Below are 14,270 nucleotides of genomic sequence, written 5' to 3' on the forward strand. Positions count from 1 at the left end.
TTCACACTACTTCCGGGGTCGCGAAGGTATGCCAGGACGGGCCAATCAAGGCGCGCGACGCCGCATGTGCGTTGGCACATGCAAGGAGCGCAACGCCGAGTGGCCCGTCCTGGCATACCTTCCCTTCGGGTTGCCGTGCAAAGGGGCCGTCTGCGGCGTTGCCCWCGCTTGCAAGGCCACAGCCTTGCTGCGCGCGGGCGCCTTGCATCCAGCCCCTTTGCACGGCAACGCGATCCCCGGAAGTAGTGTGAACAGGCCCTAGCAGCGCTTCGATGGCCTCAGCGGCGCTGCCGTTCGCGGGCACGCCGCACCTGGCGGCTCTGCAGTGCCTCTTCAGCCGCGCGCGCCTTCGCCGCCTTTTTCTCGCGCCGCTTGCGCGACAGCCAGCGACCGAACAGGAAGCTCGCGAAGCCGCTCGCCACGGCAATGAAGAGACCGATGACGCCGGCTGCTTCCATCTGTGCGTACCCGTTGCGTTACTGGACGCGCACGATGCTCGTGGGCTTGAAGCCGAGATCGGCCGCCTTGCCCTTGCGTGCGCGAGCGGCGCGCGCGTTGTTGAGCGTGCGAATTTCCAGCGTCTCCTCGCGGTCCTTGGCGCCGCGACCGATGCCTTCGATCTTCACGCTGCGCGTGTAGGCGGCCGCGCCTGCGAGCGTGTCCTTGGCTTCGAGGTCGATCAGCGTGAGTCCGCGTCCGCCCTTCGGCAGCGCCTTGAGTTCGGCGATCTCGAAGGTCAGGATGCGTCCGCCGGTCGACGCGCAGGCCACATGCGTGGCCGCCGGCATCGGCTCGGCACCCCCGGCGCCACCCACGAGCGAGGGCTGGCACAACTGCTCGCCTTCGCCCACATCGACGAAGGCCTTGCCGCCGCGCTGGCGCGAGATCATGTTCTCGACCGCCGCGATGAAACCGTAGCCGCCGGTGCTCGACAGCAGCAGATTGGCACCCAGCGGCCCCGCGAAGTAATGCGCCACGTGCGTACCGCTCTCGAGATCGATCAGCGTCGTGACCGGCTGGCCGTCGCCCCGTCCACCCGGCAGCGAAGCCACCGGCACGCTGTAGACCCGCACACTCTTGTCCTTGGCGGTGCCGAAGACGAGCAACGTGTCGACCGTGCGGCACTCGAAGGCGCCGTACAGCGCGTCGCCCGACTTGAAGCTGTATTCCGGCGCGCCCGCGCCCGCCGCGCGCTCGCTGGCCCAGCCCTTCTGCGTGCGGACCCAGCCCTTCTGCGACACGATGACCGTGACGGGTTCGTCGACCACGCGCACCTCCGCGACAGCACGCTTCTCGGCCTGGATCAGCGTGCGACGCGGATCTTCGAAGCTCTTGGCGTCGGTCTCGATTTCCTTCACCAGCAGCCGGCGCAATGCGGCCGGGCTGCCGAGGATCTCTTCGAGCTTCTTCTGGTCTTCGCGCAGGCCTTTCAACTCCTGCTCGATCTTGATGGCTTCCAGCCGCGCGAGTTGACGCAGCCGGATTTCGAGGATGTCCTCGGCCTGCCGGTCGCTCAGGTTGAAGCGCGCGATCAGCGCGGCCTTCGGCTCTTCGGCCGCGCGGATGATGGCGATCACCTCGTCGATGTTCAGCAGCACCAGCTGCCGGCCTTCGAGGATGTGAATGCGGTCCTGGACCTTGCCGAGCCGATGGCGCGAGCGCTTCTCGACGGTGATTTCGCGGAACGCGATCCACTCGTTGAGCATCTGGCGCAGCGACTTCTGCGTCGGCTTGCCGTCGATACCCACCATGGTGAGGTTGATGGGCGACGAGCTTTCCAGCGAAGTCTGCGACAGCAGCGTGCCGATGAATTCGTCCTGACTGATGCGCGAAGTCTTGGGCTCGAACACCAGCCGCACCGGCGCGTCCTTGCTCGATTCGTCGCGCACGACGTCGAGCACGGCAAGCACCGCGGCCTTCAATTGCGTCTGCTCGGCGGTCAGCGCCTTCTTGCCGGCGCGCACCTTCGGGTTGGTGAGCTCCTCGATCTCTTCCAGCACCTTCTGCGTGCTCACGCCCGGCGGCAATTCATTGACCACCAGTTGCCACTGGCCGCGCGCGAGGTCTTCAATCTTCCAGCGCGCTCGCACCTTGAGTGAGCCCCGGCCGGTGCGATAGGCCTCGGCGATGTCGGTCGCGCTGCTGATGATCTGCGCGCCGCCCGGATAGTCCGGACCGGGCACGAAGTTGAACAGTTCCTCGTCGCTGAGCTTGCCGTTGGACTTGATCAGCGCCACGCAGGCGTCGGCAATCTCGCGCAGGTTGTGGCTCGGGATCTCGGTGGCCAGGCCGACCGCGATGCCACTCGCGCCGTTGAGCAGCGCGAAAGGCAGCCGTGCGGGCAGCAGCCGCGGCTCTTCCGTCGAGCCATCGTAGTTGGGGATGAAGTCGACCGTGCCTTCGTCGATCTCGTCCAGCAGCAGGCTGGTGATGCGCGCAAGCCGGGCTTCCGTGTAGCGCATGGCCGCGGCGCCGTCGCCGTCGCGGCTACCGAAATTGCCCTGCCCGTCGACCAGCGGGTAGCGCTGCGAGAAATCCTGCGCCATGCGCACCAGCGCGTCGTAGGCCGCCTGATCGCTGTGCGGATGGAACCGGCCGAGCACGTCGCCGACCACACGCGCGCTCTTGACGGGCTTGGCGCCGACCGTGCCGTTGGCGCCGCCAAAGCCCAGGCCCATGCGCGACATCGAATAGAGAATGCGCCGCTGCACGGGCTTCTGGCCATCGCTGACATCGGGCAACGCGCGGCCCTTGACGACGCTGAGCGCATATTCGAGGTACGCGGTCTGCGCATAGTCGGCCAGCGTCAACGCGCTGTCGTCTTCAGGGCTCTGGAAATCGAGCGTCGGTTGGGAGTCCATGGAGAAATGAAGAGAAAAGTGATTGCAGGTCGGCTCGCCTTGGCGCGCTCAACCCGACGTGGAAACTTGCGAATTCAAGACACCGGAGAATCCGCCGGCTCGGCCGGAACGGTCAGAGGCAGCTCGGGCAAAGCCGGCATCACCGGCCTGTCACGTGCGTCGGGCGGCATATTGCCACGACCGAGAGCGCCGCCCGCCGGAACATCCATTTCCATGCGAATGCGCGAGGGCGCCCTGCCGCGTCCGATCGCCGCCGAGGGCTTGAGATATGCATAGAGCTGCAGCACGGTCGTCACGTAGTTCTGCGTCTCGGGGTAGTTGGGGATCTTGTTGCCGGCGCGCTGGACCGCGCCCTCGCCTGCGTTGTAGGCCGCAAGCGCCAGTTCGATCTGTCCGGGGAACATGCCGATCAGGTCGCGCAGGTAGCGCGAGCCGGTGGCGATGTTGGTGCGCGGATCGAAGAGCTTGTTCTCGATCGACGAACGCTTGTCGCTCGAAACACCGTAGCGCTCCGCCGTCGCGGGCATGACCTGCATGAGCCCGAGCGCTCCCTTGGGCGACACGGCCTGTGCATCGAAGCCCGATTCGGTGGCGATGAGAGCCTGGAGCAGTTCGTAGTCGATCGAATGCCGGCGCGCCGCCTCGCGCATCGCGCCCTGGGCCGGCTTGAAGCCCGGCGAAGACTCGAACATTGCCAGCAGCGTCTGCGAAGCGCGCGGCACCTTGCCGTCGATCGGGTGCTTGCCGGCGCGCCCCCACAGGCCGACGCCATTCGCCGTATCGAAACTCTGGCCGCCGCGAAAGAACAATTGGTAGCGCGAATCGAGCTTCTCGGACGCGAAATGCGCCACGCCCTTGTCATCGACATAGCCGTAGATGTCGGCCGCCTGTGCCGTGTGCACCGTGGCCATCAGCATCAACGCTGACAGCACCGCACCCAACCCACCAGGAAACCGCATCCGAAACGCCATCCGGCACTATGCCCGTGCGAGACGCCCGCTCATTCGCCAGAGCGTCACAAATTGTTTGGTGCGGTCACACATCGATTTCGACGTCATCGGCGCGCAGTTCCATCAACTCGCGCCGTGCCGCAGCCTCGCCCTTGCCCATCAGCTTGGTGATCTCGCCCTGCGTCCCCTGCACGTCGAAACGGCCAAGGCGGACCTGCAGCAGGCGCCGCGTGTCGGGGTTGAGCGTCGTTTCCCACAACTGCTCCGCGCTCATTTCGCCGAGGCCCTTGAAGCGGCTGATGCTCCACGCACCTTCGCGCACGCCGTCCTTGCGCAGTTTGTCGAGGATCGCGGTCAGCTCACCCTCGTCGAGGGCATACACCTTCGATGCCGGCTTCTTGCCCCGCGCTGGCGCATCGACGCGGAAAAGCGGCGGCTTGGCGACATACACGTGCCCGGTGTCGATGAGCTTTGGAAAGTGCCGGAAGAACAGCGTCAGCAACAGCACCTGGATGTGCGAGCCGTCGACGTCCGCATCACTCAGGATGCAAATCTTGCCGTAGCGCAGCCCCGACATGTCGGGCGTGTCGTCCGGCCCGTGCGGGTCGACGCCGACCGCGACCGAGATGTCGTGGATTTCAGTGTTGGCGAACAGCCGGTCACGCTCCACTTCCCAGGTGTTGAGCACCTTGCCGCGCAACGGCAGGATGGCCTGGCTTTCCTTGTCGCGGCCCATCTTGGCGCTGCCGCCGGCGGAATCGCCCTCCACCAGGAAGACTTCGTTGTGGGCGATGTCCTTGCTCTCGCAATCCGTCAGCTTGCCGGGCAACACGGCCACGCCGGAGCCCTTGCGCTTCTCGACCTTCTGGCCGGCCCTCTGGCGCGTCTGCGCCGCCTTGATGGCCAGTTCGGCGAGTTTTCGGCCGTAGTCGACATGCTGGTTGAGCCACAGCTCCAGCGCCGGGCGCACGAAGCTGGACACCAGTCGCACCGCGTCGCGCGAATTGAGCCGCTCCTTGATCTGGCCCTGGAACTGCGGATCGAGCACCTTGGCCGAAAGCACGTACGAGGCGCGCGCGAAGACATCTTCGGGCAACAGCTTCACGCCCTTGGGCAGCAGCGAATGCAGTTCGATGAAGCTCTTGACGGCGTTGAACAACCCGTCGCGCAGGCCGCTTTCGTGCGTGCCGCCGGCGCTGGTCGGGATCAGGTTGACGTAGCTCTCGCGCACCGGCTGGCCGTCTTCGGTGAAGGCGACGCACCACTCGGCGCCCTCGCCTTCGGCGAAGTTGTCGGCGTTCTTGTCGGCATGGCCCGCGCCTTCGAAGAGCGGGATCACCGGATCGCCGTTGAGCGTCTGCATCAGGTAGTCGCGCAGGCCGCCCTTGTAGAGCCAGGTCTGGGTCTCCTTGGTCTTTTCGACCACGAGCGTGACCGTGACGCCGGGCATCAGCACGGCCTTGCTGCGCAGCAGGTGGGTGAGTTCGTGAATCGGCAACGCTGGCGATTCGAAATACTTGGCGTCAGGCCACGCGCGCACCGTGGTGCCTTGCTTGCGGTCACGCGGACCGTCGCCGTTGGAGGCAGCGGCGCCTTCCTGCGGGCGCACCTTGAGCTTCTCGATGACGTCGCCGGCGGCAAAGGCGATCTGCGCGACCGAGCCCTCGCGGTACGACGTGACTTCCAGACGCTTCGAAAGCGCGTTCGTCACGGACACACCCACGCCGTGAAGGCCGCCCGAGAAGCTGTAGGCGCCGCCGGAGCCCTTGTCGAACTTGCCCCCGGCGTGCAGGCGCGTGAACACCAGTTCGACCACGGGCGCCTTTTCTTCCGGATGCAGGCCGAACGGAATGCCGCGACCGTCGTCCTCGACGCTGACCGAGCCGTCGCCGTGCAACACGACCTTGATCTTCTTGCCGTAGCCGGCGAGCGCCTCGTCGGCGGCGTTGTCCAGTACTTCCTGAATGATGTGCAGCGGGTTGTCGGTGCGGGTGTACATGCCCGGCCGCTGCTTGACGGGCTCGAGCCCCTTGAGGACGCGAATTGACGCCTCGCCGTAACTGCCTGGTTCCTTGCTTGCCATGGCGCGGGATTCTAGGGCTCCCCGATGACACGGCCCGGCAGGCCGCTCCGGTGGACCTTCGCGCATGTCATCAAATCGATTCCGAAATTGCATCAATCGCCATGCGCACCGGGCAGCGCCAGATCCGCCTTTTGGGTACATTGCCCGGAATGACCTCCTCTCCCAGCCAGCCTCTCAGCCTCAAGCAGGTCCTCATCTGCGGCGCCTTGATCGTCACGATGTCGATGGGCATCCGCCACGGCTTCGGGCTCTGGCTGCAGCCGATCACCCAGGAACAGGGCTGGTCGCGGCAGGCCTTCTCTCTCGCCATTGCGATCCAGAACCTCTCCTGGGGCGTGATCGGCGTGTTCGCCGGCATGCTGGCCGACAAGCTCGGTGCGTTCCGCGTGCTTCTGGCTGGCGCCGTGTTGTATGCGCTGGGCCTGATCGGCATGGCCTTCTCCCCCACCCCCTTCGTGTTTGCGCTGACGGCGGGCGTCCTGATCGGGGCGGCGCAGGCCGGCACGACCTATGCGGTGATCTACGGCGTGATCGGACGGCAGATCGCGCCCGAGCGGCGCTCGTGGGCGATGGGCGTGGCGGCGGCGGCCGGCTCCTTCGGGCAATTCCTCATGGTTCCGGTCGAAGGGCAATTGATCGCCCGCCTCGGCTGGCAGACGGCACTGGTGGTGCTCGCGCTCATGGTGCTGACGATCGTGCCGCTGGCCTTCGGGCTGCGCGAGCCGCGCGTGGCGGCGACCTCCGTGCGCCGCAGCCAGACGATCGGCCAGGCGATTCGCGAAGCCTTCAACTACCCGAGCTTCATGCTGCTGACGGCCGGCTATTTCGTCTGCGGCTTTCAGGTGGTGTTCATCGGCGTGCACATGCCGAGCTACCTGCGGGACAAGGGCCTGTCGCCGGAGGTGGCCAGCTATGCGCTCGCGCTGATCGGCCTTTTCAACGTCTTCGGCACGTACATCGCCGGTTCGCTCGGCGCGAGGCTGGCCAAGCGCAAGCTGCTGGCAGCCATCTATATCAGCCGGGCAGTGGCGATCGCCCTGTTCCTGATCGTTCCCATCTCGCCCCTGACGGTGTACGTCTTCGCGAGCGTGATGGGCTTCCTCTGGCTGTCGACGGTGCCGCTCACGAGCGGTATCGTGGCGCAGATTTTCGGCGTGGCTCACCTTTCGATGCTGGGCGGCATCGTGTTCTTCAGCCACCAGGTAGGCTCCTTCCTGGGCGTCTGGCTCGGCGGCTATCTCTACGACCGCACCGGGAGCTATGACCTCGTGTGGTACATCGCGATCGCGCTGGGCGTGTGCGCGGCGCTGATCAACCTGCCGGTCAAGGAAGGCGCCATCGTGCGTCCTGCGGCGCAACCGGCCTGAGCGAGCCATGCAGGGACCGATTCTTCATCGCCTCGTGTACGTCGGCTGGCTGACAGCGGCAGTGATCGCGCTGGCGGGCGTGTTCGCGCTCTATACGCGCCCCGCATTCCTTGTCACGTTGATCGACCAGCTCTGGGCCTGCTTTTGAACCACGACTCGCTCGCCCCATCGCCCTGGATCGTGCGCTGGTCCCACCTCCTGGCGCCGGGCGCCACGGTGCTGGACGTCGCCTGCGGCTCGGGCCGGCACATGTGCTGGTTCGCCGGGCGCGGTCACGCGGCCACAGGCGTGGATCGATCGCCGGAAGCCATCGAGGCGGCAGCGCCGTATGGCCGGGTGCTGCAGGCCGACATCGAAGACGGTCCCTGGCCTTTCACGGGCCAGATATTCGGCGGCGTCGTCGTCACCAACTATCTCTGGCGTCCGCTGCTGCCCGACATCGTCGCAGCCGTCGCACCGGGCGGCGTCCTGCTGTATGAAACCTTCGCGGAAGGCAACGAGACTGTCGGCAAACCGTCCCGGCCCGACTTCCTGCTGCGCCACGGCGAATTGCTGGCCGCGTGCGCCGATTTGCAGGTGATCGCCTACGAAAACGGCTTCCAGGCCGCGCCTGACCGCTTTGTCCAGCGCATCGCGGCCGTCCGTCCCGGGCCGATCTCGCCTGGCGCACCGGCACGCCATCTGCTCCGGGAACCCTAGCCTCCCGCTGTTCGCCGCGGGCCCGCCCTGAGCCGGACGGGGCGGCGGATCAGTAGAATGCTCTCTTTTCGTCCAACCGACAAAGAGATTTCCCTTGGAGCAACTGACAGGCAGCATCGTCGCACTGGTCACGCCGATGCTTGACGACGGCAGCGTCGACTATCCCGCCCTGCGCCGACTGATCGACTGGCACATCGACGAAGGCACCGACTGTCTCGGCGTGGTCGGTACCACGGGCGAGTCGCCGACGGTCGACGTCGAGGAACACTGCGAGATCATCCGCGTCTCGGTCGAACAGGCCCGCGGGCGCGTTCCGGTGATGGCCGGCTGCGGCGCCAATTCCACGAAGGAAGCGATCGAACTCGCCAGGTTCGCCAAGGGCGTCGGCGCCGACAGCCAGCTCCAGGTGGTCCCCTACTACAACAAGCCGACGCAGGAAGGCCAGTACCAGCACTTCAAGGCGATCGCCGAAGCGGTCGGTGACCTTCCCACGGTGCTCTACAACGTGCCCGGTCGCACCGTCGCCGATATGGCGCACGACACCGTGCTGCGCCTCGCGCAGGTGCCCGGCATCATCGGCATCAAGGAAGCCACGGGCAACATCGAGCGCGCCCAATGGCTCATCCGCGAGGTGCCCAAGAACTTCGCCGTGTATTCCGGCGACGACCCCACCGCCGTCGCGCTGATGCTGTGCGGCGGCCAGGGCAACATCAGCGTCACGGCCAACGTGGCGCCCCGCAAGATGCACGAGCTTTGCATGGCCGCGATCGCCGGCGACGTGAAGCGCGCGATGCAGATCCAGTTCGAGCTGATGCCGCTGCATCGCCATCTCTTCGTCGAACCCAATCCGATTCCGGTCAAGTGGGCCATGGCGCGGCTGGGTCTGTGCGGCGGTGCGTTGCGCCTGCCCCTGACCGAACTTGCCGAGGCCGGCCGGCCGGTTGTCGAGGCCGCGCTTCGCGCCAGCGGCCTCCTCAAGGATTGACCCATCTTTACTGCGCCGTTCGCGAACGCCGGCAACCTTTTGCCCGGACTGCGCTCTGAAACTGCGGGCGCTGCGGCCCATCGATTGAGCTAAACATTCCTAGAAGGAAGACGACGTTGAACACCATTTCGCGATTCGCACTGCTGGCGCTGGTCACCAGTCTTGCCGCTTGCTCAGCCCTCGAAAGCGACAAGATCGACTACAAGAGCGCCGGCAAGGCGCCCACGCTCGAAGTGCCTCCTGACCTGACGCAGTTGTCGCGCGACAACCGCTATGTGGTCCCTGGTGGCGCCGTCACGGCCAACACCTACCAGGCAGGCCTGGCCAATGCGCCCGGACTTCCGACCGCCGTCAATTCGGTGGGCGACGTTCGCATGGAGCGCTCGGGTTCGCAGCGCTGGCTGGTGGTCAACCGCCCCGCAGACCAGCTCTGGGATCCGGTCAAGGACTTCTGGCAGGAGAGCGGCTTCCTGCTCACCACCGAACAACGCAACCTCGGCATCATGGAAACGGACTGGGCCGAGAACCGCGCGAAGCTGCCGCAGGACATCATCCGCGGCACGATCGGCAAGTTCATGGATTCGGTCTATTCGACCGGCGAACTCGACCGCTTCCGCACGCGCATGGAACGCACGCCGACCGGCACCGAGATCTTCATCAGCCATCGCGGCATGCAGGAGGTCTACAGCACCAACACCAAGGACCAGACGGTGTGGCAGCCCCGCCCCAGCGATCCTGAGCTCGAAGCCGAATTCCTTCGCCGCCTGATGGTGAAGCTCGGCGTGTCGCAAGAGCAGTCGAAGATCCTTGCCGCGACCGTGGCGCCCGCACAAACCGCCCGCGTCTCGAACGTCGGTGGCCAGCCAGTGTTGCAGATCAACGAAGGTTTCGAGCGCGCATGGCGACGCGTGGGCCTGGCACTCGACCGCACCGGCTTCACCGTGGAAGACCGCGACCGCAGCGCCGGCACCTACTTCGTCCGCTACGTGCCGCCGAAATCCGACAAGGACCAACCGGGCTTCTTCGGCAAGCTGTTCACCTTCGGCTCCGGCAAGGCCGAGGCGCCGCTCAAGTTCCGCATCCTGGTCAAGAGCCAGGGCGATACGAGCACGGTGTCGGTACTGGATGGCGCCGGCGCACCGGACAGCACGTCCAACGCGCAGCGCATCGTCCAGGTCATCGCCGACGACCTGAAGTAAAGCCAGGCCTGCATGCTCCGCTTCCGCAGCCTGGGCAGCGGCAGCACCGGCAATGCCACGCTGGTCGAAGCGACCAGCGGTGGCCGAACTTCACGGCTCCTGGTCGACTGCGGCTTTACGCTGCGTCATCTCGACGCACGTCTTGCGCGCGCCGGCCTCGCTGCCGGCGACATCGACGCGATCTTCGTCACGCACGAGCATGGCGATCACATCGGCTGCACGTACGCGCTTTCACGCCGCGAGCGTATTCCGGTGTGGATGAGCGAAGGGACGTGGCTGGCGACCGGCGGACGCGATTTCGAAGGCCGTCTGAACCTTGCGCGCGACGGCCTCGACATCGAGGTCGGCGATCTGCTCGTGCAGCCTTTTACGGTCCCGCACGATGCGCGCGAACCGCTGCAACTGCGTTGCACCGATGGCGCACGCAGCCTCGGCATCCTGACCGACTTGGGTCATGCGACGCCGCATGTGTTGGGCCGGCTCATGCATCTCGACGCCCTTCTGCTCGAGTTCAACCATGACAGCGACATGCTGGCCGGCTCCGCGTATCCGCCCTTTCTCAAGCTGCGCGTCGGTGGCAATTACGGGCATTTGTCGAACACAGCGGCGGCCGCCATCGCGCGCACGGTGTGTCACCCCGGCCTTCGCCATCTGCTGGGCGCGCACTTGAGCGAACAGAACAACAAGCCTGACGTCGTGCGGCGCGTGATGGCTGAAGCGCTGGGTGCGAGCGAACACGAGATGCTGACAGCCACCGCAGCTGAAGGCTCGCCCTGGCTGGACCTGTGAACGCATGAAAAAGGCCGCCCGACTGGCGGCCTTGGCGTTGCGGGTCGGGCAAGCCTCAGGGCTTCGCCGGAGGAGTTCCCTCTTCCTGCTTTTTCTTGGCTTCTTCGGTCGCCGCGTTGGCTGCATCGAGCGCAGCAGAAGCACCAGGTGCCGGCGTGGACGCAGCATCGGCAGCAGGCGCAGCGGGTGCCGCCGCGGATGGTTCTGGCGCAGGCGCGGGGGCAGCCGCCGGTGCAGGCGGCGGCGCAACCTCGGCCGGAGCCTCCTCCTTTTTGCCGCAGGCCGTCAGTGCGGCGGCAGCAATCAGCGATCCGATCAATAGGGACTTCTTCATTACATAGCTCCTTTGGATGAAGGTCTCGAAAATTCTAGACCTGCCCCTCCGCGGGAATGTGTCTCAGGACGTGATTCGCGGCGTTGGCTTACAAGCCCAGCGTGGACGCCGGGAACCCGGGTTTCGCATGGCGAAGGCACTCGTCGATCCGCTCGCGAATCGCCCGCCGGCCTTCCGGACTGCGGCCGCACACACCTCGTACGTGCTCGACATCGATCCGATGGAGAAACCACGAAGGCGTCCAGATGGCGCTCGGCACCTGCGGAAGGCCGGGTCCATCGCAAACGCGGCAATCGATGATGTGGCCCCACATGCGGCGCCAATGAACGAAACGTGCGTGCTGGCGTTGAAACACATCGAAGTTCCGGGCCAGCAGGACAAGGCTGCGCCCCGCTCCAGCCCATGCCTGAAGCGCATCGACGATCGAGCGCTCGCCCAAGGGCCAATCCTCGAAATCAGGATCGCTCCATACGAACTCGCGCCAGTTCTGCTGCGCTGCCGCGGCGAATGCAGCGCGCAGATGCAGGTCGAACGCATTGCGTCCGTCGAACGTGCCTTCGGGCAATTCGATGCTTGGCGCCTCTTCATTCGGCATGGGCCCACCCCGCTTCGCACCAGTCGCTCAACAGGGCCAGCGCATCGTCGCTCGCCGTCGCGAGATCGCGGGCGCCGAGCATGCGTTGGTCCGCCAGTCGGCGCATGAGCTTGGCATCGCGGCCGGATGCGCGAAAGCTCTCGCCGTTGATGTAGAGATGCCGCGCGTCGTACAGCATGCGGGTGCGGCGATCCAGGGCTATGCCATTCAGGTCCGAGGGCGGCTCGCCCTGGTCGAACCAGACCGTCGGCTTGGGCTCTGTCATGGACTCGCCCAGCGCGCGATCGATCACGTCGCCGTCGCGCATGACCGCCAGGACCGCTTCGTGCGCGAAAGCCTGCAGCGCGGCCGGCATCGCCGCAGGATTTGCGAGCGCAGGCTGCGAGGGGTCGCGATAGTGAACCGCGGCTTGTGCGGCCGCGTCCTGAACGGCGTCGGCCTGCGCCTCGGCGATACGCGCCAGAAGGTCCGCTCCCAAGGGTGCGGCAGCCGGCGAACGCAGGCCGATCGAGTAGGTCACGCAATCGCCGCCGACCGCAACGCCGTCGTGCGCGTAGCGTGGCGGCAGATACAGCATGTCGCCCGGCTCGAGGATAAAAGTCTGCTCGGGCTCGAACTGCGCAAGGATCTTCAGCGGGACATCAGGCTGGAGGCGCAGGTCGCGCTGGCGGCCGATCGACCAGCGGCGGCGACCCTGCGCCTGCAGGAGAAACACGTCGTAGCTGTCGAAATGCGGACCGACGCCGCCGCCATCGCTCGCATAGCTGATCATCAGATCGTCGAGCCGGGCATCGGGCACAAATCGGAACCGTTGCAACAATTCATGCACACCTTGGTGGTGCAGGTCGACACCCTGCACCAGCAGGGTCCAGGCAGGCTGCTTCAACGACGGCAATGCGCGCCGTGCAAAGGGACCATGACGAAGCGCCCATCCCGACTTGCCGTGGCGAATGAGGCGCGACTCGACGTCCTCCAGCGCTGCCAAATCGAACAGCTCCGTCCGTGCAATCGGTGGCACCATGTCGGGCACTGCTTGCCGGATCAGCAGTGGCTTCTTCTGCCAATGACGGCGCATGAACTGCTGGGCGCTCAGGCCGCCGAGCAGGGGCAAGGGTTGATCAATCTCCATGGGAGAATTCTCGTATGGAAATCTCTGAACAATGCGTGGTCGGTCTGACCTGGACGCTGAAAGACACGTTGGGTGAAGTGCTGGACGTCCTCGACGAGCCGGTCGAATTCCTGGTCGGTGGTGACGATCTCTTCGATGCGATCGAAGCCGCGCTGCTCGGCCATGAGCCAGGCGCCCAGGTGCAACTGCAGTTGGAGCCCGAACAGGCCTTCGGCGATTTCAATGACCAGTTGCTGTTTCTCGAACCCCGCACGCTCTTCCCGGAAGGAACGGAAGAAGGCATGACCTTCGACGGTGCGGCGTTGCCGGCCGGCGTGAATCCCGACATGCCCAAGGACGTCCTCTACACCGTGAGTGAAATCTATCCGGATCACCTCGTGCTGGACGGCAATCATCCACTGGCGGGCATCGCGATCCGCTTGGACATGACGGTGAAATCGGTGCGCGAAGCCACCGAGGAAGAAGTCGGGCGAGGCACGGCGGGTACCGGCTTTTTCAAGATTCCGACGACGGCGCCGGGGAACGATCTGCTGCACTGAAGACTGGCCAAGCGCGCACGAAAAAGCCGGGCAATGCCCGGCTTTTTCATGAACTGGCCGCGGCGCTCAGTAGCGAGAAATCTGGCCGTTGTCGATGCGCACGCGGTCGCCGATGCGCAGATCACCCGGCGACGGCACGTCGAAAGCGCGGAAGCCGCCGTTGTCGGTCTGGACCGACACCCGGTAGCTCTCATACACGCGAGGTCTGTTGTTGTTGGCCTCAACGCTGTTGCCCAGCAACGCACCGCCGACCACACCCAGCGCGGTAGCAGCCGCCCGGCCGTTTCCGCTGCCGATCTGGTTGCCCAGCACGCCGCCGACGACGCCACCGGCAATCGCGCCGCCACCCGAAGTGGGCGCACCGGACGATTGGCTGCGGATCACTTCGATGTTGGCCACGCGACCGTATTCGACGTAGGGTCCTTGGGCGACCGGTTGTGGCGGTTGATAGGGGTAGCGCCCGGTTTCATAGACCGGTTGCGGCGCCACGCAGGCCGTCAGGGTGGAGATGGCGAACACCGAAGCGGTGACGGCCAGGAGACGGGTCGAGATTTTCATGATGTATTGCTTCCTCAAAATACGGCGCCATCGGCGTGCGCCCCACACATGATTCAACGCCCGGGCAGCGATCGCGATGACCGGACACATGTTGAAACCTTCGACGCGGCGGCGTGTACCGGGGTTCCTGTCTTTACGCGTGAGAAACCCATTCTTGACAATGCGGGCGCGGGCCTACAACG

15 protein-coding genes are annotated in these 14,270 nt (G+C 65.6%); 7 read left to right on the top strand and 8 right to left on the bottom strand.

The features are described from left to right. Nucleotides 1–278: 278 nt before the first annotated feature. From AC1DN9_RS20805 to AC1DN9_RS20820, 4 genes are all read right to left on the bottom strand, one after another. Nucleotides 279–458, bottom strand: coding sequence for a hypothetical protein (locus tag AC1DN9_RS20805; protein WP_478103379.1), 180 nt, complete (start codon nucleotides 456–458; stop codon nucleotides 279–281). Nucleotides 459–476: 18 nt separating this feature from the next. Then, nucleotides 477–2,861 (bottom strand): DNA topoisomerase IV subunit A, encoded by a 2,385-nt coding sequence (gene parC, locus AC1DN9_RS20810; protein WP_478103380.1) that lies wholly within the window; start codon nucleotides 2,859–2,861, stop codon nucleotides 477–479. Nucleotides 2,862–2,935: 74 nt separating this feature from the next. Then, the gene (locus tag AC1DN9_RS20815; RefSeq protein ID WP_478103382.1) at nucleotides 2,936–3,820 is read right to left on the bottom strand and encodes a lytic transglycosylase domain-containing protein; all 885 of its coding nucleotides are present in this window, start codon (nucleotides 3,818–3,820) and stop codon (nucleotides 2,936–2,938) included. A gap of 76 nt (nucleotides 3,821–3,896) precedes the next feature. Continuing rightward, nucleotides 3,897–5,894: a DNA topoisomerase IV subunit B gene (locus tag AC1DN9_RS20820; protein WP_478103383.1), complete on the bottom strand. Its 1,998-nt coding sequence runs from the start codon at nucleotides 5,892–5,894 to the stop codon at nucleotides 3,897–3,899. Between the two features lie 149 nt (nucleotides 5,895–6,043). Between AC1DN9_RS20820 and AC1DN9_RS20825 the strand changes: the two genes are divergently transcribed. The 6 genes from AC1DN9_RS20825 (at nucleotide 6,044) to AC1DN9_RS20850 (ending at nucleotide 10,933) form a co-directional block, all read left to right on the top strand. Further along, nucleotides 6,044–7,261, top strand: coding sequence for an MFS transporter (locus AC1DN9_RS20825; RefSeq protein ID WP_478103384.1), 1,218 nt, complete (start codon nucleotides 6,044–6,046; stop codon nucleotides 7,259–7,261). A gap of 7 nt (nucleotides 7,262–7,268) precedes the next feature. Then, nucleotides 7,269–7,409 (top strand): hypothetical protein, encoded by a 141-nt coding sequence (locus tag AC1DN9_RS20830; RefSeq protein WP_478103386.1) that lies wholly within the window; start codon nucleotides 7,269–7,271, stop codon nucleotides 7,407–7,409. A gap of 32 nt (nucleotides 7,410–7,441) precedes the next feature. Continuing rightward, nucleotides 7,442–7,960, top strand: coding sequence for a class I SAM-dependent methyltransferase (locus AC1DN9_RS20835; RefSeq protein ID WP_478103387.1), 519 nt, complete (start codon nucleotides 7,442–7,444; stop codon nucleotides 7,958–7,960). A gap of 94 nt (nucleotides 7,961–8,054) precedes the next feature. After that, nucleotides 8,055–8,945 (top strand): 4-hydroxy-tetrahydrodipicolinate synthase, encoded by an 891-nt coding sequence (dapA, locus tag AC1DN9_RS20840; RefSeq protein ID WP_478103389.1) that lies wholly within the window; start codon nucleotides 8,055–8,057, stop codon nucleotides 8,943–8,945. A gap of 116 nt (nucleotides 8,946–9,061) precedes the next feature. Continuing rightward, nucleotides 9,062–10,144 carry an outer membrane protein assembly factor BamC gene (gene bamC, locus AC1DN9_RS20845; protein ID WP_478103391.1) on the top strand — a complete coding sequence of 361 codons (1,083 nt, stop codon included), beginning with the start codon at nucleotides 9,062–9,064 and terminating at the stop codon, nucleotides 10,142–10,144. A gap of 12 nt (nucleotides 10,145–10,156) precedes the next feature. Beyond that, the gene (locus AC1DN9_RS20850; RefSeq protein WP_478103392.1) at nucleotides 10,157–10,933 is read left to right on the top strand and encodes an MBL fold metallo-hydrolase; all 777 of its coding nucleotides are present in this window, start codon (nucleotides 10,157–10,159) and stop codon (nucleotides 10,931–10,933) included. A gap of 55 nt (nucleotides 10,934–10,988) precedes the next feature. On the opposite strand, the gene AC1DN9_RS20855 is transcribed toward AC1DN9_RS20850, so the two are convergent. The 3 genes from AC1DN9_RS20855 to AC1DN9_RS20865 form a co-directional block, all read right to left on the bottom strand. Continuing rightward, nucleotides 10,989–11,267, bottom strand: a complete 279-nt coding sequence (locus AC1DN9_RS20855) for a hypothetical protein (RefSeq protein ID WP_478103394.1) — start codon at nucleotides 11,265–11,267, stop codon at nucleotides 10,989–10,991. Between the two features lie 88 nt (nucleotides 11,268–11,355). Continuing rightward, entirely contained in the window at nucleotides 11,356–11,862 is a 507-nt protein-coding gene (locus tag AC1DN9_RS20860; protein WP_478103395.1) for a hypothetical protein, read from the bottom strand. Beyond that, a complete protein-coding gene (locus AC1DN9_RS20865) occupies nucleotides 11,852–12,991 on the bottom strand; it encodes a JmjC domain-containing protein (RefSeq protein WP_478103396.1) in 1,140 nt (379 codons plus the stop codon). Before AC1DN9_RS20865 ends, AC1DN9_RS20860 begins: the two co-directional genes overlap by 11 nt. Before the next feature lie 14 nt (nucleotides 12,992–13,005). Between AC1DN9_RS20865 and AC1DN9_RS20870 the strand changes: the two genes are divergently transcribed. Further along, the gene (locus AC1DN9_RS20870) at nucleotides 13,006–13,530 is read left to right on the top strand and encodes an FKBP-type peptidyl-prolyl cis-trans isomerase (protein ID WP_478103398.1); all 525 of its coding nucleotides are present in this window, start codon (nucleotides 13,006–13,008) and stop codon (nucleotides 13,528–13,530) included. Nucleotides 13,531–13,596: 66 nt separating this feature from the next. On the opposite strand, the gene AC1DN9_RS20875 is transcribed toward AC1DN9_RS20870, so the two are convergent. Next, nucleotides 13,597–14,088: an outer membrane lipoprotein gene (locus AC1DN9_RS20875; protein WP_478103399.1), complete on the bottom strand. Its 492-nt coding sequence runs from the start codon at nucleotides 14,086–14,088 to the stop codon at nucleotides 13,597–13,599. Nucleotides 14,089–14,270: the final 182 nt, after the last annotated feature.

Source organism: Variovorax sp. 05L425, assembly GCF_056397705.1.

Excerpts from the sequence above, each read along its gene's own strand:
- AC1DN9_RS20805 (WP_478103379.1), bottom strand. The coding sequence starts at position 458 with ATGGAAGCAGCCGGCGTCATCGGTCTCTTCATTGCCGTGGCGAGCGGC.
- parC (WP_478103380.1), bottom strand. The coding sequence starts at position 2,861 with ATGGACTCCCAACCGACGCTCGATTTCCAGAGCCCTGAAGACGACAGC.
- AC1DN9_RS20815 (WP_478103382.1), bottom strand. The coding sequence starts at position 3,820 with ATGCGGTTTCCTGGTGGGTTGGGTGCGGTGCTGTCAGCGTTGATGCTG.
- AC1DN9_RS20820 (WP_478103383.1), bottom strand. The coding sequence starts at position 5,894 with ATGGCAAGCAAGGAACCAGGCAGTTACGGCGAGGCGTCAATTCGCGTC.
- AC1DN9_RS20825 (WP_478103384.1), top strand. The coding sequence starts at position 6,044 with ATGACCTCCTCTCCCAGCCAGCCTCTCAGCCTCAAGCAGGTCCTCATC.
- AC1DN9_RS20830 (WP_478103386.1), top strand. The coding sequence starts at position 7,269 with ATGCAGGGACCGATTCTTCATCGCCTCGTGTACGTCGGCTGGCTGACA.
- AC1DN9_RS20850 (WP_478103392.1), top strand. The coding sequence starts at position 10,157 with ATGCTCCGCTTCCGCAGCCTGGGCAGCGGCAGCACCGGCAATGCCACG.
- AC1DN9_RS20855 (WP_478103394.1), bottom strand. The coding sequence starts at position 11,267 with ATGAAGAAGTCCCTATTGATCGGATCGCTGATTGCTGCCGCCGCACTG.
- AC1DN9_RS20860 (WP_478103395.1), bottom strand. The coding sequence starts at position 11,862 with ATGCCGAATGAAGAGGCGCCAAGCATCGAATTGCCCGAAGGCACGTTC.
- AC1DN9_RS20865 (WP_478103396.1), bottom strand. The coding sequence starts at position 12,991 with ATGGAGATTGATCAACCCTTGCCCCTGCTCGGCGGCCTGAGCGCCCAG.
- AC1DN9_RS20870 (WP_478103398.1), top strand. The coding sequence starts at position 13,006 with ATGGAAATCTCTGAACAATGCGTGGTCGGTCTGACCTGGACGCTGAAA.
- AC1DN9_RS20875 (WP_478103399.1), bottom strand. The coding sequence starts at position 14,088 with ATGAAAATCTCGACCCGTCTCCTGGCCGTCACCGCTTCGGTGTTCGCC.